Source organism: Bacillus sp. EU63 (genome assembly GCF_038592915.1).
In the GTDB taxonomy this organism is placed as follows: Bacteria; Bacillota; Bacilli; order Bacillales; family Bacillaceae; genus Bacillus; species Bacillus velezensis.
Genome location: NZ_CP151944.1, coordinates 2,982,222 through 3,001,823 on the forward strand (window position 1 = coordinate 2,982,222; position 19,602 = coordinate 3,001,823).

A 19,602-nucleotide genomic window follows, 5' to 3' on the forward strand; every position below is an offset into this window, starting at 1 on the left:
TTTTTGTGTAAAACACCCAGGATTCATCAGATTTTTTAGGTATCCAATTCATTAGACGATCGTTTTTATTAGCTTTAATTATCATCCCGAAACTAACACCAACTATAAAACTTACTCATCCCCATCTAAGACTGGAACAGCTTTAAATTTTTTCAACAAACCGTTCAAAAGTGAATCGAATTTTGAAGAATTAAGATAATAGTATGTTTTATTTTGATTTCTCGTACTCTCAACTAAACCTTGCAATGTCAAAATTCTCATATGGTGTGAAATCGTTGCGTTGGTTAAATTTAGCTGTTCAGCAATCTCATTAGCATACATTTTTTTATGACTAAGTAAGATTAATATCTTGAACTTACTTTTATCCGATAAAAGCTTCAAAAAATCAATGATATGATTAATCTCTGCTTTCTCTAATGTATTTTCAAAAATTTTATCAACTTTATAACCAAGTCCAACATAAATGTTATCTTCACTTTTCGTAATAGTTGCAGTGTAAGGTAAAAGTGTTGGATATATATTAATATAATTACAAGATAAGTATTCCTTACCTTTTAACGTACTGATTATCTTTTTTGGAAAATCTATATTTATGTTTTTTAATTGATTCATCCACTCTTCTCTGAATTTAATTAAATTATAAATCGCCTCGTTAAGATAACCATTCACCGACATTAATTTGCTGCAAAATTGATCTACATAAGTTTTAGGAGATTTCATTACCTTAAATATGATCCACTTGTATTCGGGCTTTATATTTAGATTATTAAGTAGCTCAAATAAACTTTCCCTATCATTTAAATACTGTTGGGTAGATGTTTCGGTTTTAAGATCTCCTTGTAAATAAATTAGAGACTCTAAAATATTTTTTCTTATCTCTTCTTCTGTAACTGCAGACAAATAATCAATAATTTCAAAAAAATCTTTCGTGTAAATTTGTGGTATTTTAAAAAATGTTGTGGCTAAACAAAAAATATTTGCATTCCTAACATCTTTGTAGTCGCAAAAGCTGCCAAAATAAAAATTTAAAAACTCACTATCTAACTCTTTTATTCTTTTAAGATCATCTAGTAATACAAAATATTCATTATCTAAATTCAAACCCAATTTGGTTGTATAATCTTTGAAGAATTCCTCGTGTTTTAAGAATAGAATAGAGGATATCTTGTCAAAGAATTCTGAAACACTGTCATTTATTATTAACCGCACTTTTTCACACCCCATAAAGTCTTTTTCCACAAAGGCAAACGTTGTACTATCTTCATGCCAGACATTTTACATTTTTAATAGTATCAATCAAAAGGAAACTTTCAAAGAATATTCATTTCTAATTAGCACTTACCTGACTGAGCATTATCATGAGCAGTCCTAGATTTATTAGACTTGCTTCACCTCATGCTAAGTATTCTCCTCATGTCATACTCTTCAGAAATCCTTAATCATCTCAGCTAGTTTACAGGTCCATTTAAGCTCTTATTGAGTTATTTCAAGTTACAAAATTGTTGAATTATAAAAATATGATTTCGAGATAAGTGGATGAAGAAACAATTTATGAATAATATTGACACCTCTTAAGATTGCATTTATCATGTTTTTAGATATATATCGAATTTTAATTTAGATTAATATCTGATGGAGGTGTAGTTTTGAATTTCAAAAAATTAATTATGTTATCTGCATTATTATTAGGTACATTCATTTCGGTAATGGACACCACTATAGTAAATATTGCCTTACCTAAGATGCTGGATTACTTTTCGAGCAACCTTTCTCAAGTAGCTTGGGTGGCTACAGGTTATACTTTAGCTTTTGCAGTTTTATTAGTAGGTGCATCAAAGCTGGCAGACCATTTTGGAAGAAAAAAAGCTTTTATGTTTGGATTAGCACTTTTTATTTTGACATCAGTTATTGCCTGTTTGAGCACTTCAATTGAAATGCTTATCACAATTAGAGTGATTCAGGGATTATCTGCTGCTTTCATTGTGCCAGTTACAATGCCTATTGCTTTGGCCATCGTTCCTCAAAATAAAAAAGGATTGATCATTGGAATCTGGGGGGCTTTCTCAGGATTAGCAGCTACTTTAGGACCTGTACTTGGAGGATTATTAACTGAAAATTTTAATTGGCAAGCTATCTTCTTCATAAATATTCCTTTAGGCCTGATTTCTCTTTTTTTAGCAGCATTTTTTATTACTGAGAGTTATGATGAAACAGTGAGTAAAAAAATTGATTACATGGGGATTCTTATTTTATCCGGAGCTCTCTTCTGTTTAACCTTTGGCTTTGCAAAAGTATCTGATTTAGGCTGGTCATCTCCATTAATTATCTCTCTTTTTGTAATCTCTGTATTATTATTCTGTTTGTTTTTCTTTATTGAATCTAAAATTAAAAACCCGATGATTCCCTTATCCATGCTGAAGATACGTACGTTTAGTTTCAGTTCTTTCACCCTCTTTATGCAGGGCCTTGGATTAACAAGCGGTACCCTTATTATTACTTTACTCCTCACGAATTTAATGGGAAAAACTGAATTAGAAGCGGGGTTAATTGTTTCTACATTAGCTCTATCATCTATGTTTACCTCTGTACTTTCTGGAAAGCTATCTGATAAACTCGGGGGCATTTGGCTTTCGGGTCTAGGTATGCTCGGTTTAACAATCACAACATATTTATACGGATACATACGATACGACAGTTCTGTAACAACGGTAATTATTCTGTTATGTTTGACCGGCTTAGCTTTAGGGCTTGTGATAGGACCGGCAATGAGTTCAGGGATACGGCTTATTCCTCCTGAGAAAGTAGGTATTGCCTCAGGTATTCTTAATATGATGCGGACAGTTGGACAAGCGCTAGGCATTGCCATACTTACATCTGTGCTTACAATGAATATAAATGATCACACAGCTTCTGCAAAAAAAGAAGCCATAACAATTGTGGAAAACAATCAGGTTTTTGATAAAAATGCAAAGAACGAGATAATAACTCACTTAAAGCATTCAGACAGTAAAGGTTTCGATCGAAGAAAAAGTATTGCTGAATTAAACAAAAAAGAGGAAGAAATTCTTTCTATAACCCCGGATCCATATAAAGAAAAGGTACAAAAAAGTTTCAATACTCAAAAGAAGGAAGTTATCGCTATCCAGAAAAAAATTTCAAATTTATATAATGAAAAAATAAGTGACAGTTTTAATAATACATTCAAAGTAGGCAGTGTAATTCTTATTTTAGGAATTATTTTTGCATTGTTCAGTGATATTTCTCCAAAACGTTTAAAACAACAACAGAAAAACCAGGTAGATATTACGTCTTGACCGTTCCATAATTGTTTCATTGTTCCGCTCCATCATTCATGCTACAATTTTAGGATGCATCTGATGTGAGGGAGGCTTTTTGAACATTGAACGAGAATAACCCTTTTCCTTATTCAAATACGGAAAAACGGTACCATACATTAAATTATCATCTGCGGGAGCATTTCGGGCATAAAGTGTTTAAAGTCGCGCTTGACGGCGGTTTTGACTGTCCGAATCGGGACGGCACGGTTGCACACGGAGGCTGCACATTCTGCAGCGCGGCGGGCTCCGGCGATTTTGCCGGCAATCGGGCCGATGACTTACTCACGCAATTTCACGATATTAAAAACCGCATGCACGAAAAGTGGAAAGACGGCAAATATATCGCATATTTCCAAGCGTTCACGAATACGCATGCCCCGGTAGAGGAGCTGCGTGAAAAATTCGAATCCGTCCTCAAGCTTGACGGCGTTGTCGGCATGTCGATCGCGACCCGTCCGGACTGCCTGCCGGACGATGTCGTGGAATATTTGGCCGAACTGAATGAGCGGACCTATTTATGGGTTGAACTCGGGTTGCAGACCGTACATGAGCGAACCGCCCTTCTGATCAACCGCGCCCATGATTTTGACTGCTATGTTGAGGGTGTCAATAAACTGAGAAAACACGGCATACGCGTTTGTTCCCATATCATTAACGGGCTTCCGCTTGAAAACAGGGACATGATGATGGAGACGGCCAAAGCCGTCGCTGATTTGGATGTGCAAGGCATTAAAATTCACCTGCTTCACTTATTAAAAGGCACACCGATGGTGAAGCAATATGAAAAAGGAAAGCTGGAGTTCCTTTCTCAAGAAGAATATGTAAGTCTTGTATGTGATCAGCTCGAAATCATTCCCCCGGAAATGATTGTTCACCGCATTACGGGAGACGGGCCGATCGAATTAATGGTCGGGCCGATGTGGAGCGTCAATAAGTGGGAAGTACTGGGCGCCATTCAAAAAGAGCTGGAAACACGGGGAAGCTATCAAGGAAAGCTCTTCAGAAAGACCGGGGAGGAGACCGCCCTATGACCTTGATGCACATCCTCCCTTTCAGTAAAGAATTGCTGAAGTCCGCCGCACAGGAAGGTGATATCACGGTTGACGCGACGATGGGCAACGGACATGATACATATTTTCTGGCCGGCCTTGTCGGTGAGACAGGACATGTCCATGCCTTTGATATTCAAGCGGACGCACTCGCTAAAACGAAGGAGCGGCTCGGTGCCGACTTCGGCCCGCGCGTCACGCTTCACCATAAAAGCCATGATCAAATAAAGGCATCGCTGCCTGAAGATGCGCACGGTCGTGTGGCTTGCGCCGTCTTTAATCTCGGCTATCTGCCAGGCGGCGATAAAAGCATTACGACAAACGGTCACTCAACCATTTCCGCGATCGAACAGCTCCTTGAACTGCTGAAGGAGAACGGGCTGATCGTTCTCGTTGTGTACCACGGGCATCCTGAAGGCAAGACGGAAAAAAGTGCATTACTGGAATACTGCAGCAATCTTGATCAGGAAAAAGCCCGCGTGCTGAGCTACGGCTTTCTCAACCAGCGGAACGACCCGCCGTTTATTATAGCGATTGAAAAGAAATCTGCCGGCAAATAAAGAATCGGCCTGTCATAAGCGGGCCGATTCTTTTTGTGTTTACTTTTCAAGAAAAATCAATTACTATGAAATAATGGAAAAAAGTTCATCTTTTAGTGTAACATCTGGGAGGAGCGGCAGTTTGAATATTCTTCGCATCATATTTTCAAGTGTTCCCTATGTGATGTTTGTCATCATTTTATCAAGACATTTAGGATTTGAGTTCGCGAAAACCTATTACTGGTGGTTTGCTGCATTTTTTGTCATCGGGCTGATCGGCAAATTCGCAATGCACCTTGCGGCAAAAAAGAAACCGTTAAAAAAAGAGACAGCGTAAAATGCGCATGTCTCTTTTTATTTACTGTTTTGCAGCACGCTGCGTGTATAAGCGGGATTGTTCGTAAAGACACCATCTGCTTTTTGTTTCAGCATAATAGGCGTCAGCGTATGCTCGTCTTCCTTATCAAAAAACACGTGCACTTTCATCTTATTGTGATGAATGCGCTTCACGACTGCTTCATTTGCCAATTTGGCGTTGAGCCCGACTGTATCAGCATACGTTCTGATTACTTGCAGCTGCTTATCATTTATCTCCTCAGCCTCGTTATCTTTTAATAATCGGACAAGAGGAACTTTTTTATTCATAGATCGAACTTTCTTTAAGCTCTTCCCGCTAAAAGACTCAATGACTGCTTTATGGCTGGAAATCAGCTTATGTTTTTGTAATATGTCAATCAGTTTCTTTTCCATCACCAGGCTGCCGTTGCTTTCTCTTGTCTCAATATAGTAATTGGCAGTTTGTCCGAATTTCTGTATGATTTCTTCTAATGTTAAAATCTTTTCTCCTTTTCCCGCATTCAGTTTCTTAATCTGAGCCAAAGACAGATCATCTGTCATCCCTTTACCATCTGTTGTCCGATCTACCGTTTTATCGTGAATTGCAATCAGACGGCCATCCTTCGTCTCCCGTAAGTCTATCTCAATATAATCTGCTTTGTCTTTAATCGCACGTGTATAAGACAAAGCTGTATGTTCCGGCTCAATCGCAGAAGAGCCCCTGTGCGCTATCAAGACAGGATGATAGCCGGCGGAAGCATGGATGACGGAGCAGCCTCCGGAAATGGAAAGTAATGCTATAGCCGCTAAATACTTTAATTTTTTCATAAAATTAAAGTATCATATTCTGCAGGCGCAAACAATGTTTCATTTCATACTTCACGTCATAAATAAAAAACTGCGCCGTCATGATGTACACGAGAGGCGCAGTTCACCCATTACGAACTTTTCGTCCAAGCCATCTTCTGAAATTTGCGGTAGGCTCTTCCGTTGATATAAAAGAAAAATGACGTTTTTCCGCTTGCCCTGATCAGCTTTCGCGCGAGGCGGCCCATTTCTTTTTGGCCGGCGACTTTGTCATCGGATAAATAGACACCGAGCAGCCCCCTGTTGATCAGCCGGTGAAAATTTTCATGCGGAATGCCTTGCAAATGTTCATCCGCTTTTTCAATAAAATGCTGCAGTCTCTGCATCATTTCTTCATGAGACTGATAATACGTACAGAAATTCAGATCGCCTTCAAGCAGATCCTCTTCCTGGTCAATTAAATAATCAAGCAGTATATGCAGCCCTTGTATGTACGGAAAATAACTGCTGCGGATTTTCTCAGCGGTATGTTCGTTAAAATCAGGCTGGAATGAGTAAGCAACGAGACAGAAAATGCCTAACGTCGATCCGGCGCAGGCCGAGAACTCAAACCACTCCATTTCCGGAAGCTGTGACCGGTACTGCTCAAACCAGGCTTTAAGCCTCGGAACGCGTTCATGCTCAACGACATGCTTATGAACCTGAAGATCGCAATAATAATCACACAGCTCAAGCAAATAAGGTTTAATGATACCGTAATGTTCTATTGACCCGAGCACCCGCTGGCATGTTCTGACCAGCTCATGAAGATAACCGCCGTCATCCCGCTCCTCTCTGTACTGATAGTACGGCCGCACCTCGGCACCGACCGTCAGCGCGTCACGCATGGAAAGATGAAGCATGCGGAAGTCCTCCGGATCAAGCGAGGTGCTGCGGTCGCACAGATTGTCCAGATAATCACTGATTGTCTGATACGCGATGATAAATTGCACGCATTTCTGTTTTTGTTCTCCCGAAAGCAAGGCTAAAATGCCGCCGCCTTCACAATGAAACGATTTATCGCGGATACTTGCGGCCGCCTGCTGCCGCAGTTCGGTATTTTTAATGGAATCTGATTTTTCCCGCCACATGTTCAATTCCTGATGAACGAGCGGGAAAATTTCCCGATACACTTTTGCCATAAGGTTAAAAGGATGTTCCGGTACTGTCAACATATGCACCCCCAGCGAATTCAAATATACTGATCTGTAAAGGCTTTTGCCGCCTTAAACACAGTTTCTCTTTCCGGTTCATTAAAAATTTCATGATAAAGCCCTTCCCATTCCCGATACGATTTATTATGGGAAGCCACACCGGAAAACCATTTGCGGACCTTCATTTTATCGACGATTTTGTCATCACCGCCCTGCATAAGCAAAAGCGGCACCTTTAAAAACGCATCAGTCGGCACCATAGCGGCATCAATGGTTTTTAAAAGCTCTCTGTACCATCTTACGGATACCTTCGTGACATATAAAGAATCGTTTTGATCCGCTTCAATCATATCCGCATTCCTCGTTGCCATATCAGGTGATAAGCCGGAATCCACTCTGAGGGACGGAGCGAGGACGTTCAGTCCTTTAGACGCAAAATCAAGGACTTTATTGACTTTTATTTGCAGACCCAGACAAGGTGATGATAAAATGAGTGCCGTAATGCGGGGATTTCTCTGCTGCTTAAACCATTCTATCGCAATCAGTCCGCCCATGCTGTGGCCCAAAAGGAAAACGGGCGCTTCAAGCGTTCTCGCTTTATCAATCCATATATCTACTTCATCAATGTATTCTTGGAAAGAGCGAATATGCCCTCTGGCGCGGGTCGACGTTCCCTGACCGGGCAAATCGCCCATCACCACGTTATATCCGGAAGATCTCCACATTTCAACGAGCCATTTATAACGCCCGTGGTATTCGCTCGCCCCGTGGATAATGACAATGGTACCGACGGGCCTGTCTGCTTTCCAAGTCCACATGCAGTTCACCTCTTACATAAATTTAGAGAAAGAAGGATGAGACATGATAATCTACCCTTATAAACAATTTACGCCTGACATACATCCTGAAGCGTTCATTGCGGATAACGCCGTCATTACGGGCGACGTCGTGATCGGAGAACAATCAAGCATCTGGTTCTCGGCCGTCATCCGGGGGGATGTTGCGCCGACAAGGATCGGAAAAAGAGTCAGCATACAGGACTTGAGCTGTCTGCATCAAAGTCCGAACCGCCCGCTTCTTATTGAAGATGACGTCACGATCGGCCATCAGGTTACACTGCACAGCGCAATCATCAAAAAGAATGCTTTAATCGGTATGGGCTCCGTCATTCTTGACGGGGCGGAAATCGGAGAAGGCGCGTTTATCGGCGCCGGAAGTCTCGTTCCTCCGGGCAAAACCATTCCTCCCGGCTGTCTTGCGTTCGGCCGGCCCGCAAAGGTTATCCGCCGGCTGACAGAAGAAGACATACAGGACATGGAAAGAATCAGAACGGAATATGTTGAAAAAGGCCGATATTATAAAACACTGCAAAAGAAATAAAAATAGATCAGCTTTGTTTTTACTACTGTACCATTTTTCAAAATATTATTTAAGTAAAAACCATTTGCATTCTCCCGATTGTCAGGAAACAGAAGCAAAATGTTCAGGAATTTGTTTTATTCTTCCCCCGCCGGCCCGATCCTATGAAAAAAAGAGCCCATGTCCCGGGCTCTTTTTTTACGCTTTTTCGGCGAATGTCTGTCCGTTTTCCAGACCTATGTCTTTTCTTTTATGGAAACCTTTCCCGTAATAGGCGGCTAATAATATGCCGAACCAGACAGGACCGATGATGACGGCCACCCTGGTCTCTGCATCAAAAGCCATCAGCACAACGACAAAAGCGAGAAATGCCAGCGAGATATATGAGGAAAAGGGGTATAAAGGCATTTTATATTTCAGTTTTTTCCGTTGTTCCGGCTGTAAGCTTTTACGGTATTTCATTTGGGAAAGCAAAATAATCGACCATGTCCAAATCGCCCCGAACGTCGCAATGCTCGTCACCCACGTAAACACTTTCGCCGGCACCACGTAGTTCAGCAAAACGCCGATGCACAACGCGCCCGCTGAAACCAATACCGCTTTTCCCGGCACACCGCCTTTTGTGACCGTACCGTATGCTTTAGGCGCTTCATTTTGCTCCGCCAGATTGAACAGCATGCGCCCCGTGCTGAAGATCCCGCTGTTGCAGGAAGAAAGAGCCGCCGTCAATACGACAAAATTAATGATTCCGGCTGCAGCGGGGATTCCGATTTTTTCAAATGTCAAAACAAACGGGCTTCCGCCTGAACCGATTTCCTGCCACGGATAAATTGACATAATGACAAACAAAGCTCCGACGTAAAAAATGAGAATGCGCCAAAAAACAGTATCTATGGCCCGCGCCAGTGATTTTTCCGGATTTTTGACCTCACCGGCTGTGACACCGATCAGCTCAATCCCGAGATAGGCAAACATGACCATTTGAAGCGACAGCAGCACCCCTTTAATCCCATTCGGGAAAAAGCCGCCGTGGCTCCATAAATTGCTGATTCCGAGCGCAACGCCTCCGTTTCCGAGACCGAATACGATCATCACCAGACCGATCGCGATCATTGACAGAATCGCCAAGACTTTAATGAGCGCAAACCAGAATTCAAGCTCACCGTACGCTTTAACCGCCAGAAAGTTGACAGCCGTCATAATGACGAGTGCACAAAGCGCCCAGATCCATGACGGCACGTCAGGGAACCAGTAGCCCATATAAATGCCGACCGCGGTGATTTCCGCCATGCAGGTAACAACCCATAAAAACCAATAATTCCAGCCTGTTAAAAACCCGGCAAGCGGACCGAGATAATCTCTGGCATACCGGCTGAATGAGCCGGCTACAGGCTTTTGAATCGCCATTTCCCCTAATGCCCGCATAATAAAAAACATAATCAGTCCGCTGCAGGCGTAAGCGGCTAAAATCCCCGGCCCGGCAAGCTTTATGGCAGAAGCCGACCCGAGAAACAGCCCGACTCCAATCGCGGCGCCCAACGACATAAGCGAGATATGCCGCTCTTCCAAGCCGCGGTGAAGCGTTTTTTCTTTGTTTTGCATAACTCTCCCTCCCCCTGATTTTGACAAAGAAACAACAAACCGAGACGAAATAGCCAGAAAACACTTTCCGGAATCTACCCGATTAGTCCTATTATAACATTTTTCTGAATATTGCGTAATACTTTGTCGAAAACAGAGCGGAATAGACGGTTTACAAAAAAACAATAGAAAAAAGGCTTTCGATAACATCGAAAGCCTTTTGGATTAAACGAAAATGACTTCTTTCGGCTGATGATTCAGCTCTTCCGGCACCAGTCTTTTTTCAACATTGATGCTGTGCCAGATCATGAAGATCAGCACGGTCCAGATTTTGCGGCTGTTGTCCGCTCTGTCGGCACAATGATCTTCTAGAAGCTGAAGGACATAATCCTTTTCAATATAAGCATCTGTTTCACTTTCACGAATGATGTTGCGAACCCATTCGTTCATTTCATTTTTCAGCCAGTGGCGGATCGGCACAGGGAAGCCGAGTTTTTTGCGGTTAAGCACATGATCAGGCACTACCCCTTCAGCAGCTTTGCGCAGAAGGTATTTCGTCGTGCCGTTTTTCGTTTTCAGTTCATCCGGAATTTTAGAAGCCACGTCAAACACGACTTTATCAAGGAACGGCACGCGCAGTTCCAATGAGTTGGCCATCGTCATTTTGTCAGCCTTTAACAGGATGTCGCCGCGCATCCACGTATGGATGTCAACATACTGCATTTTATTAATGTCGCTGTATGAACGGCTTTCCGTAAAGTACGGCTTCGTGACATCACGGTATGAAAGCTCTGGATTGTAATGTTTGAGCAGCTGTTTTTTCACGGGCTCTTCAAAAATCTTCGCATTACCGATATAACGCTCCTCAAGCGGTGTGCAGCCGCGGACTAAGAGGCTTTTCCCTCTCATTCCTTCAGGCATGACGGACGCCACATGAAGAAGCATTTTTTTCAGACCGGACGGAATGCGTTCAAACGGTTTAAGCGAAAGCGGTTCGCGGTAAATATTGTACCCGCCGAACAGCTCGTCCGCGCCTTCCCCGGATAACGCGACCGTTACATGTTTTTTCGCTTCTTTTGCGACAAAGTACAAAGGAATCGCCGCCGGATCTGCAAGCGGGTCATCAAAGTGCCAGACGATTTTCGGAAGCTCGTTCATATACTCCTCAGGAGAAATGACTTTGCTGATATTTTCAATCCCGAGCGCGGCAGCCGTTTCCTTCGCTACGTCAACCTCACTGAAGCCCTGCTGCTCAAAACCGACGGAAAATGTTTTAAGGCTCGGGTGAAATTCTTTCGCAACTGAGACGATAAAAGAAGAGTCGATACCGCCGGATAGAAACGAACCGACAGGAACGTCACTTCTCATGTGAACTTTGACAGAGTCAAAGATTGCGTCTCTGACTTCTTTCACCAATTTATCTTCATCAGACTGAACAGGCTTGAAGTTCGCTTTGAAATATGTTTTAAACGCGATGTCGCCTTCCGGGCGGATCGTAAACTGGCTGCCCGGCTCGACTTTTTTCACTTCAGCGTCAAGCGTGCTCGGTTCAGGAACGAATTGGAAAGACATATATTGCTGTAAAGAAGCTGTATCAAGATCAATGCCGTTTTGAGCGGCCATTAAACTTTTTCTTTCAGATGCAAAATATACTTTGTCCCCGATGGTTGTGTAATACAGCGGCTTAATGCCGAACGGGTCTCTCGCGCCGTACATAACGCGGTCAGCTTTGTTCCAGATTAAAAACGCAAACATTCCGCGAAGCTTTGAAGCGGCTTCTTCTTTATAATGACGGTATGTCGCAAGGAGCACTTCAGTATCGGAATCTGTATTGAAAGTGTAGCCTTTCGCTTCAAGCTCTTCTCTCAATTCAATGTAGTTATAGATTTCGCCGTTAAAAATGATCCAATATTTTTCGTCTTCATATGATAAAGGCTGTCCGCCGTTTTCTACGTCAATAATACTGAGCCGTCTGAAGCCGAATCCGACGTGCTCGTCATGATAATACCCATCGCTGTCAGGACCGCGGTGAACGATCATTTGGTTCATTTGTTTGATTAGCTCTTCTTGATCTGCGGTTTGAGTTAATGGATGCTTATTAAAAACACCGACAAATCCACACATAGTATAGCCTCCATAAGTGTAATTTTCTAATTGGACCCCCTTTTTATAGACGCTGTGTTACGCCATTGGTTTCACGCTATGTAAAAATAAGCATGGCAGCATCTACAAAAAGGGAAAGCCGCTTAAGTAAGCGGCTATAAAATTATTCTCCTAGTGCTTCTTTGCGAAGCGCATCCGCCTTGTCAGTACGCTCCCAAGGAAGATCCACATCATGACGTCCGAAGTGGCCGTAAGCAGCAGTCTGCTTATAGATCGGGCGGCGCAGATCAAGCATTTTAATAATGCCGGCAGGTCTCAGGTCGAAGTTATTCCGTACGACTTCGATCAGTTTTTCTTCAGAAGCTTTTCCTGTATCAAATGTATTGATGGAAATAGAAACAGGCTGTGCCACGCCGATTGCGTATGCAAGCTGCACTTCACAAGAATCAGCAAGGCCTGCTGCCACGATGTTTTTCGCTACGTATCTCGCAGCGTATGCCGCAGAACGGTCTACCTTCGTCGCATCCTTACCGGAGAATGCGCCGCCGCCGTGGCGTGCATATCCGCCGTATGTGTCAACGATGATTTTACGGCCGGTAAGACCCGAGTCACCTTGAGGTCCGCCGATTACGAAACGTCCCGTAGGGTTGATGAAGTATTTTGTTTCTTCATCGATCAGTTCCTCAGGCACGACAGGATTAATGACATGCTCTTTCAGATTGCGCTGAATCTGCTCAAGCGTAATTTCCGGGTGGTGCTGAGTTGAAATAACGATCGCGTCGATGCGGACCGGCTTGTTGTTTTCATCATATTCAACGGTAACTTGCGTTTTGCCGTCAGGGCGAAGATACGGAAGAATGTCTTCTTTGCGGACTTCGCTCAAACGGCGGGCTAATTTATGCGCCAAAGAGATCGGAAGCGGCATAAGCTCTTTCGTTTCGTTACACGCATAACCGAACATCAGGCCTTGGTCTCCCGCTCCGATTGCTTCGATTTCAGCATCGCTCATTGTGCCTTCACGCGCTTCAAGAGCCTGATCGACACCCATTGCGATATCCGCAGACTGTTCATCAATTGATGTTAAAACAGCGCAAGTCTCCGCATCAAATCCGTATTTGGCGCGTGTGTAGCCGATTTCTTTAATCGTTTCACGGACTGTTTTCGGAATGTCAACGTATGTTGATGTAGTAATCTCTCCGCTTACCAGCACAAGTCCTGTCGTTACAGATGTTTCGCAGGCCACGCGCGCGTTCGGGTCATTTTTTAAAATCTCATCTAAGATACTGTCAGAAATTTGGTCACAGATTTTGTCCGGATGACCCTCAGTAACAGATTCAGATGTAAATAGTCGACGGTTTTTACTCATTCACTTTTCCTCCTGAAAAAAGATCTTTTGCAAGACCTTCTCATATGATACGGAACTCGCTCCCTCTTAATACAATGTCATACTATATCAGAGAATGTTAATTGGCATATTTTATGAAATAAAAAAACCTTTTCCACTCGAGGAAAGGGTTTGGTCTGTGTGCCTTTCACTCTTATCGCTCAAGGAAAATATTAAACCTTGCATCAGGTTAGCACCTTGGTTTCCCACAGTGTTTTCACCTGCTTTTTTACAGAGAAACCGGTTGCTGGGCTTCATCGGGCCTGTCCCTCCGCCAGCTCGGGATAAGAGTATCCGCTCAATGAAATATCTTATCGTAAAAGGGCGGAAAGTGTCAATATGAATTAAAGCGATTACGCGCCTTTATTTCGGGAAGCAATGGAAAAACACAAACAAAAAACCGCAAATAGTATAGACTATTTTCAGATATATGTTATACTAATTCCACATTCAGCGAAATACAAATAAACCGGCAAAGGAAGGTTTTTATGAAATTAGTTGATTTAACCGCAGATCTTCAAGCATTACTTGCAAGTCCGAATGTGCATCATAATTTATCGGCTCCAAAACTTACCGAAAAAGTGATCAGCCGAAATGAAGGAACGCTGACATCAACGGGCGCTGTACGCGCCACCACCGGCGCTTATACAGGCAGGTCACCTAAAGATAAATTTATCGTCCGTGAACAAAGCACAGAAAATCAAATTGATTGGGGCGCGGTGAATCAGCCCATTTCTGAAGAGGCGTTTGAAAAGCTGTACGCCAAAGTCGTCAGCTACTTAAAACAGCGGGATGAACTGTTTGTTTTTGAAGGATTCGCAGGAGCGGATGAAAAATACAGACTCCCGATTACGGTCGTAAATGAATTTGCGTGGCACAATTTATTCGCACGCCAGCTGTTTATCAGACCGGAGACGGATGAAAGAGATCCGCAAGCGCAGCCTTTCACCATTCTCTCGGCTCCGCATTTTAAAGCAGATCCGGAGACGGACGGCACGCATTCGGAAACATTTATCATTGTCTCTTTCGAAAAGCGCGTCATTTTAATCGGCGGCACCGAATACGCCGGAGAAATGAAAAAATCAATATTCTCCATTATGAACTTCCTGCTTCCGCAGCAGGATATACTGCCGATGCACTGCTCAGCCAATGTCGGTGAAAAAGGCGATGTCGCCCTGTTTTTCGGTCTTTCCGGCACAGGGAAAACGACGCTTTCAGCCGATGCGGACCGCAAACTGATCGGCGATGACGAGCACGGCTGGTCAGATTCCGGCGTTTTCAACATTGAAGGCGGATGTTACGCTAAATGTATCAATCTGAGCGAGGAAAAAGAACCGCAGATTTTTCGTGCGATCCGCTTCGGGTCTGTTCTTGAGAATGTCGTGCTTGATGAAAAAACGGGTGAAGCGGATTACGATAATTCCTTCTACACGGAAAACACAAGAGCCGCATATCCGATTGAGATGATCGGCAATATCGTGCAGCCGAGCATTGCCGGCCATCCGCAGGCAATCGTCTTTTTAACGGCGGACGCATTCGGTGTGCTCCCTCCGATCAGCAAACTGACGAAGGAACAGGCGATGTATCACTTCTTAAGCGGGTACACCAGTAAACTCGCGGGAACCGAGCGCGGCGTGACATCTCCGCAAACGACTTTCTCGACGTGCTTCGGTTCACCGTTCCTTCCGCTTCCGGCGCATGTATATGCCGAAATGCTCGGGCATAAAATCGACGAACACGGCGTTCAAGTCTTCTTGGTCAACACAGGCTGGACCGGCGGAGGGTACGGAGTCGGAGAACGGATGAAACTTTCGTATACAAGAGCGATGGTCAAGGCCGCTATTGAAGGCAGACTGAACCAGACTGACATGACGGCAGACAGCATTTTCGGCCTGCGCAGTCCCGTTCATGTTCCGGGCGTTCCGGATGAAGTTCTTCAGCCTGAAAACACATGGAGCGATAAACAAGCATACAACGAAAAAGCGCTGTTTTTAGCCAATGAGTTTAAAGAAAACTTTAAAAAGTTTTCCCATGCAGACTCGATTGCCAAAGCCGGCGGACCTCTCGTGTAATCAAAAAAGCCAAGGGCGTTTATGCCCTCGGCTTTTGTTTTTTCAGTTTGTCGAATGAAGCGACGTGAGTCTGTATGTAATGCTTGTCCGGCCGTTCGCCCATTCGAGCTTTTGGACCTCGCCGGTGCCGGATTTCTCGCCGGTTTTCGTTTTGCGCACGTCCATCGGAATATCAAGAGGATAGACGCGATAGCCCTCTTTCTCCAATAAAAAGATATTTTCCTCTATCCGTTTTTCATTGCCTTTTGTCACAATCATGGTATTAAATTCAACAGGCATTCCCAAAATGAAAATCCCCTTTCATTCTCTTATTCTTTATTATCATATCATAAATCAGGCATCTTACCGTGTCTTCATCCATTCCGCCAGCCGCCGGACAATGCGTCTGTTTTCCTGCGGCGGAAAATAATGCGTAAAACCGCTGTAATACCAGGTTTCCACCGGTTTCCCCGCCTCTTTCAGCTTGTCCTCGATCATCCGGGCGTGTTCGATCGAAACATTCTTATCATTCTCTCCATGGATGAGAAGTACAGGGGCCTGAATGCGGTCTGCGTTTTCAAACGGCGAACGCCATCTGTATTCATCCGGCACCTTTTTCGGCGTGCCGCCGATCACCCGCTTCATCATCCGCCGCATATCCTTCCGCTCTTCATAAGTAAGCACCATATCGCTCACACCGCCCCATGATACGAGCGAAGCCGCTTGATGCCCCATTTCAATCGCGGTCAAAAGCCCCATGATTCCGCCCCGGGAAAAACCGAAAATATGCACCCGCCCTTCCCTGACGTTCGGATGCTCCCGAAGCAGGCGAAAAGCGGAAAACGCGTCCTCTCTGTCCTCTCCCGCAAAATCTTCATTTCCCTCGCCGCCCTGGTTGCCTCTGTAATAAGGCGCAAACACGACAAAGCCTTGGGAAGCGAATTGAACGATTCTTCCGGGGCGTACCATGCCGACATTTTTTATGCCGCCGCGCAAATATAAAAAACCGTCATATGTGCCCGGCGCCGCAGGCTCGGCAAGGAGCCCCTTTACCTTCAGCCCTTCTGACTCATAGCATACCTCAAAGAGGCGGACATGCGGACTCGGAGACGGGAACCTTTTCTTTTCTACCAGCAAAACAATGAGCCTCCTTATATCATCAGTTTTTTTATTCTTTCCCAACGTGAATATGGGCACTCACACATTTTTTATACCCATCATACGATATGTAAAGCAGAAAAGGTTATTTTAACGCTTAAAACAAGGAGGTTACACCGTGAACAAATGGCTCAAAACGGGCTGCGTTTTTGTCATATGCGCCTTTTTCCTGCTCATTCTTCCGGCCTGCAGACAGGAAGAAAGTCTGACGAAGGTAAAGGTGGCGGAAGTCACACACTCCATCTTCTATACGCCTCTGTATGTCGCTGAAGCAAAAGGTTTCTTTAAAAAAGAAGGGCTCCAAGTGTCACTTCAAACAACATGGGGCGGAGACAAAACGATGACATCGCTTTTGTCAAACGGGTCTGACATCGCGCTGGTCGGTTCTGAAACATCCATTTACGTGGAGGCGCAGGGAGCAAAAGATCCGGTCATCAACTTCGCGCAGCTGACACAGACGGACGGCACATTTCTCGTGTCACGGAAGGATGAGAAATCATTCAAATGGAGCGATTTAAAAGGAAAAACATTTCTCGGCCAGCGAAAAGGCGGCATGCCCCAAATGGCCGGTGAGTACGCCCTGAAAAAGAATCACATAGAACCGAAAAAAGACATTAACCTCGTTCAAAACATTGATTTCGCCAATATTTCCAACGCATTCGCATCCGGAACGGGTGATTATGTGCAGCTGTTTGAACCGACGGCATCCCAATTTGAAAAAGAAGGCATCGGCCATATCGTCGCATCCTTCGGAGAAGCTTCCGGCCAAGTGCCATACACAACCTTTATGGCAAAAGAAAGTTATTTGAAAAGCAATGAAAAGACGGCGGAAAAATTCACCCGCGCCATCTATCGCGCCCAGCAATGGGTGGAAAGCCATCCGGCCAAAGACATCGCAAAAACGATTCAGAAGGAATTTGCCGATACTGATCCGGCCATTATCGAAACATCAATAGAGCGCTATAAAAAACAAAAGTCATTCTCTGCAGACCCAGTTCTGCAAAAGGATGAATGGGAACAGCTTCAATCTATTATGGATGAAGCCGGAGAGCTCCCGAAACACATTCCGTACAGCAAACTCGTCAACACAAAAATCGCCAAAAAAGTCACCTCAGAACAATAGGAGGAACATGAATGTCTTTTTTACATGTGGATCATGTAACACATACTTATTTCTCGCTGAAAGAAAAGACAACCGCCGTGAAAGATATACATTTTCAGATTGAAAAAGGGGATTTCATCTCCTTTCTCGGGCCGAGCGGATGCGGAAAAACAACACTCCTGTCCATTCTGGCCGGCCTTATCACCCCTGCGCAAGGCCGGGTGCTGATTGAAGGAAGCGTGCCGAACCATAAAGAACACCAAATCGGTTATATGCTTCAACAGGATTATTTATTTCCTTGGAAATCAATTGAGGAAAACGTGCTGCTCGGTTTACACATTTCAAAAACATTAACAGAAGAAAAAAGAGCTGAAGTTCTCAGCCTTCTGCCTAAGCTCGGATTAATCGGCGTTGAAAAGAAATACCCGAAAGAGCTCTCAGGCGGGATGCGGCAGCGGGCGGCACTTGCCAGAACTCTTGCGCCGGACCCGGGCCTGCTGCTCCTTGATGAACCGTTTTCCGCGCTGGACTTTCAAACGAAGCTTTCTTTAGAAAACCTTGTCTTCAGAACATTAAAGGATTTTCAAAAAACCGCCGTGCTCGTCACCCACGATATCGGTGAAGCCATCGCCATGAGCGATACGATCTATTTATTTTCGAATCAGCCGGGCACCATCCACCAAATATTCACCGTGCCTAAGGAGCTCGCGGCTTTAGATCCGTTTGACGCGCGTCAGGATCCGGCCTTTCAGCCGCTGTTTCAAACCATATGGAAGGAGCTGAATTCCCTTGAAAAACAGCAGCGGCACGATTGAACAGCTTCATCAGCAGTTTAAGAAAAGACACCAAAAAGAAAAGTTCCGGATCCGTGCGTATCAGGCCGCCATTTTCATCGTATTTTTTGCCGGCTGGGAAATATCGAGCAGGGCGGGCTGGATCGATCCGTTAATCTTCAGCTCACCCTCCGCCGTTTGCAGGCTTTTAGTTGAAAAGATTGCGGACGGATCCCTTGCGGCGCACATCGGCGTTACCTTAGGCGAAACCGTTCTCGGCTTTTTGCTCGGCACGCTCCTCGGCACATGCCTCGCCGCTCTGTTATGGTGGTCAAACAGGCTCGCCCGGGTTTTAGACCCGTACCTCGTCATTTTAAACGCGATGCCGAAGGTCGCACTCGGACCGATTCTCATCGTGGCACTCGGACCGAATTTCACAAGCATTGTCGCCATGGGAGCAGTCATCAGTGTCATTATCACGACAATCGTCGTCTTTACGGCTTTTCAGGAAGTGGATGAAAACTATATTAAGGTGATGAAAACTTTCGGAGCGAAAAAAAGCATCATGTTTAAAGAAGTCATTCTGCCGGCGTGCGCCCCCGCGATTATTTCCGCGCTTAAAGTGAACGTCGGTTTATCCTGGGTCGGTGTCATCGTCGGCGAGTTTCTCGTTTCCGAAAAAGGTCTGGGCTACATGATCATTTACGGATTCCAGGTCTTCAATTTCACTCTTGTGTTCTTAAGCCTTCTGATCATCGCGATTTTTGCAACATTGATGTATCAGGGAGTCGAACTGTTAGAAAGAAAATGGACGAAAGGAAAAATATAA

Annotated in this window: 18 protein-coding genes and 1 riboswitch; of the genes, 9 read left to right on the top strand and 9 right to left on the bottom strand. The window is 44.3% G+C overall.

Going from position 1 to position 19,602, the window contains the following annotated elements:
* Nucleotides 1-111: 111 nt before the first annotated feature.
* Complete coding sequence (locus tag NYE38_RS14820) at nt 112-1,224, bottom strand: metalloregulator ArsR/SmtB family transcription factor (RefSeq protein ID WP_237587088.1); 1,113 nt, start codon at nt 1,222-1,224, stop codon at nt 112-114.
* 422 nt (nt 1,225-1,646) lie between these two features.
* Here NYE38_RS14820 and NYE38_RS14825 point away from each other — a divergent pair, with 422 nt between their 5' ends.
* The 4 genes from NYE38_RS14825 to NYE38_RS14840 all read left to right on the top strand — a co-directional run bounded on the left by NYE38_RS14825 (nt 1,647) and on the right by NYE38_RS14840 (nt 5,263).
* On the top strand, nt 1,647-3,314 hold the full coding sequence (locus NYE38_RS14825) for a DHA2 family efflux MFS transporter permease subunit (RefSeq protein WP_340802126.1): 1,668 nt from the start codon (nt 1,647-1,649) through the stop codon (nt 3,312-3,314).
* 86 nt (nt 3,315-3,400) lie between these two features.
* Nucleotides 3,401-4,369, top strand: a complete 969-nt coding sequence (locus NYE38_RS14830; protein ID WP_003152268.1) for a TIGR01212 family radical SAM protein — start codon at nt 3,401-3,403, stop codon at nt 4,367-4,369.
* Complete coding sequence (locus NYE38_RS14835; RefSeq protein ID WP_007613246.1) at nt 4,366-4,947, top strand: class I SAM-dependent methyltransferase; 582 nt, start codon at nt 4,366-4,368, stop codon at nt 4,945-4,947. The genes NYE38_RS14830 and NYE38_RS14835 overlap by 4 nt, the downstream gene beginning before the upstream one ends.
* A 121-nt stretch (nt 4,948-5,068) precedes the next feature.
* On the top strand, nt 5,069-5,263 hold the full coding sequence (locus NYE38_RS14840) for a hypothetical protein (RefSeq protein ID WP_003152265.1): 195 nt from the start codon (nt 5,069-5,071) through the stop codon (nt 5,261-5,263).
* 17 nt (nt 5,264-5,280) lie between these two features.
* On the opposite strand, the gene NYE38_RS14845 is transcribed toward NYE38_RS14840, so the two are convergent.
* The 3 genes from NYE38_RS14845 to NYE38_RS14855 form a co-directional block, all read right to left on the bottom strand.
* Nucleotides 5,281-6,090 carry a glycerophosphodiester phosphodiesterase family protein gene (locus NYE38_RS14845; protein ID WP_237587122.1) on the bottom strand — a complete coding sequence of 270 codons (810 nt, stop codon included), beginning with the start codon at nt 6,088-6,090 and terminating at the stop codon, nt 5,281-5,283.
* Nucleotides 6,091-6,200: 110 nt separating this feature from the next.
* The gene (locus NYE38_RS14850; RefSeq protein WP_003152263.1) at nt 6,201-7,280 is read right to left on the bottom strand and encodes a tetraprenyl-beta-curcumene synthase family protein; all 1,080 of its coding nucleotides are present in this window, start codon (nt 7,278-7,280) and stop codon (nt 6,201-6,203) included.
* Between the two features lie 20 nt (nt 7,281-7,300).
* Nucleotides 7,301-8,080, bottom strand: a complete 780-nt coding sequence (locus NYE38_RS14855; protein WP_003152261.1) for an alpha/beta hydrolase — start codon at nt 8,078-8,080, stop codon at nt 7,301-7,303.
* 46 nt (nt 8,081-8,126) lie between these two features.
* Between NYE38_RS14855 and NYE38_RS14860 the strand changes: the two genes are divergently transcribed.
* Complete coding sequence (locus NYE38_RS14860) at nt 8,127-8,642, top strand: gamma carbonic anhydrase family protein (RefSeq protein ID WP_026092272.1); 516 nt, start codon at nt 8,127-8,129, stop codon at nt 8,640-8,642.
* A gap of 177 nt (nt 8,643-8,819) precedes the next feature.
* On the opposite strand, the gene alaP is transcribed toward NYE38_RS14860, so the two are convergent.
* The 3 genes from alaP to metK form a co-directional block, all read right to left on the bottom strand.
* The gene (alaP, locus tag NYE38_RS14865; protein ID WP_017418420.1) at nt 8,820-10,223 is read right to left on the bottom strand and encodes an alanine permease AlaP; all 1,404 of its coding nucleotides are present in this window, start codon (nt 10,221-10,223) and stop codon (nt 8,820-8,822) included.
* A 204-nt stretch (nt 10,224-10,427) separates the two neighbouring features.
* Entirely contained in the window at nt 10,428-12,326 is a 1,899-nt protein-coding gene (gene asnB, locus NYE38_RS14870) for an asparagine synthase (glutamine-hydrolyzing) (protein WP_003152255.1), read from the bottom strand.
* A gap of 142 nt (nt 12,327-12,468) precedes the next feature.
* Nucleotides 12,469-13,671, bottom strand: coding sequence for a methionine adenosyltransferase (metK, locus tag NYE38_RS14875; RefSeq protein ID WP_257989012.1), 1,203 nt, complete (start codon nt 13,669-13,671; stop codon nt 12,469-12,471).
* Between the two features lie 169 nt (nt 13,672-13,840).
* Nucleotides 13,841-13,980, bottom strand: a riboswitch (SAM riboswitch).
* Nucleotides 13,981-14,177: 197 nt separating this feature from the next.
* Here metK and pckA point away from each other — a divergent pair.
* Nucleotides 14,178-15,761 carry a phosphoenolpyruvate carboxykinase (ATP) gene (pckA, locus tag NYE38_RS14880; RefSeq protein WP_007613256.1) on the top strand — a complete coding sequence of 528 codons (1,584 nt, stop codon included), beginning with the start codon at nt 14,178-14,180 and terminating at the stop codon, nt 15,759-15,761.
* 42 nt (nt 15,762-15,803) lie between these two features.
* On the opposite strand, the gene NYE38_RS14885 is transcribed toward pckA, so the two are convergent.
* Nucleotides 15,804-16,046 (bottom strand): DUF2584 domain-containing protein, encoded by a 243-nt coding sequence (locus NYE38_RS14885; protein WP_003152249.1) that lies wholly within the window; start codon nt 16,044-16,046, stop codon nt 15,804-15,806.
* A 57-nt stretch (nt 16,047-16,103) separates the two neighbouring features.
* Nucleotides 16,104-16,877 carry a prolyl oligopeptidase family serine peptidase gene (locus tag NYE38_RS14890; RefSeq protein WP_025649755.1) on the bottom strand — a complete coding sequence of 258 codons (774 nt, stop codon included), beginning with the start codon at nt 16,875-16,877 and terminating at the stop codon, nt 16,104-16,106.
* 139 nt (nt 16,878-17,016) lie between these two features.
* On the opposite strand from NYE38_RS14890, the gene NYE38_RS14895 reads away from it, so the two are divergent.
* The 3 genes from NYE38_RS14895 to NYE38_RS14905 are packed head-to-tail and all read left to right on the top strand — an operon-like array spanning nt 17,017 to nt 19,602.
* On the top strand, nt 17,017-18,021 hold the full coding sequence (locus NYE38_RS14895) for an ABC transporter substrate-binding protein (RefSeq protein WP_025649756.1): 1,005 nt from the start codon (nt 17,017-17,019) through the stop codon (nt 18,019-18,021).
* An 11-nt stretch (nt 18,022-18,032) separates the two neighbouring features.
* A complete protein-coding gene (locus NYE38_RS14900) occupies nt 18,033-18,815 on the top strand; it encodes an ABC transporter ATP-binding protein (RefSeq protein ID WP_003152246.1) in 783 nt (260 codons plus the stop codon).
* Nucleotides 18,790-19,602 (top strand): ABC transporter permease, encoded by an 813-nt coding sequence (locus tag NYE38_RS14905; RefSeq protein WP_022553652.1) that lies wholly within the window; start codon nt 18,790-18,792, stop codon nt 19,600-19,602. Before NYE38_RS14900 ends, NYE38_RS14905 begins: the two co-directional genes overlap by 26 nt.

Excerpts from the sequence above, each read along its gene's own strand:
- NYE38_RS14820 (WP_237587088.1), bottom strand. The coding sequence starts at position 1,224 with ATGGGGTGTGAAAAAGTGCGGTTAATAATAAATGACAGTGTTTCAGAA.
- NYE38_RS14835 (WP_007613246.1), top strand. The coding sequence starts at position 4,366 with ATGACCTTGATGCACATCCTCCCTTTCAGTAAAGAATTGCTGAAGTCC.
- NYE38_RS14845 (WP_237587122.1), bottom strand. The coding sequence starts at position 6,090 with ATGAAAAAATTAAAGTATTTAGCGGCTATAGCATTACTTTCCATTTCC.
- NYE38_RS14855 (WP_003152261.1), bottom strand. The coding sequence starts at position 8,080 with ATGTGGACTTGGAAAGCAGACAGGCCCGTCGGTACCATTGTCATTATC.
- alaP (WP_017418420.1), bottom strand. The coding sequence starts at position 10,223 with ATGCAAAACAAAGAAAAAACGCTTCACCGCGGCTTGGAAGAGCGGCAT.
- asnB (WP_003152255.1), bottom strand. The coding sequence starts at position 12,326 with ATGTGTGGATTTGTCGGTGTTTTTAATAAGCATCCATTAACTCAAACC.
- metK (WP_257989012.1), bottom strand. The coding sequence starts at position 13,671 with ATGAGTAAAAACCGTCGACTATTTACATCTGAATCTGTTACTGAGGGT.
- pckA (WP_007613256.1), top strand. The coding sequence starts at position 14,178 with ATGAAATTAGTTGATTTAACCGCAGATCTTCAAGCATTACTTGCAAGT.
- NYE38_RS14900 (WP_003152246.1), top strand. The coding sequence starts at position 18,033 with ATGTCTTTTTTACATGTGGATCATGTAACACATACTTATTTCTCGCTG.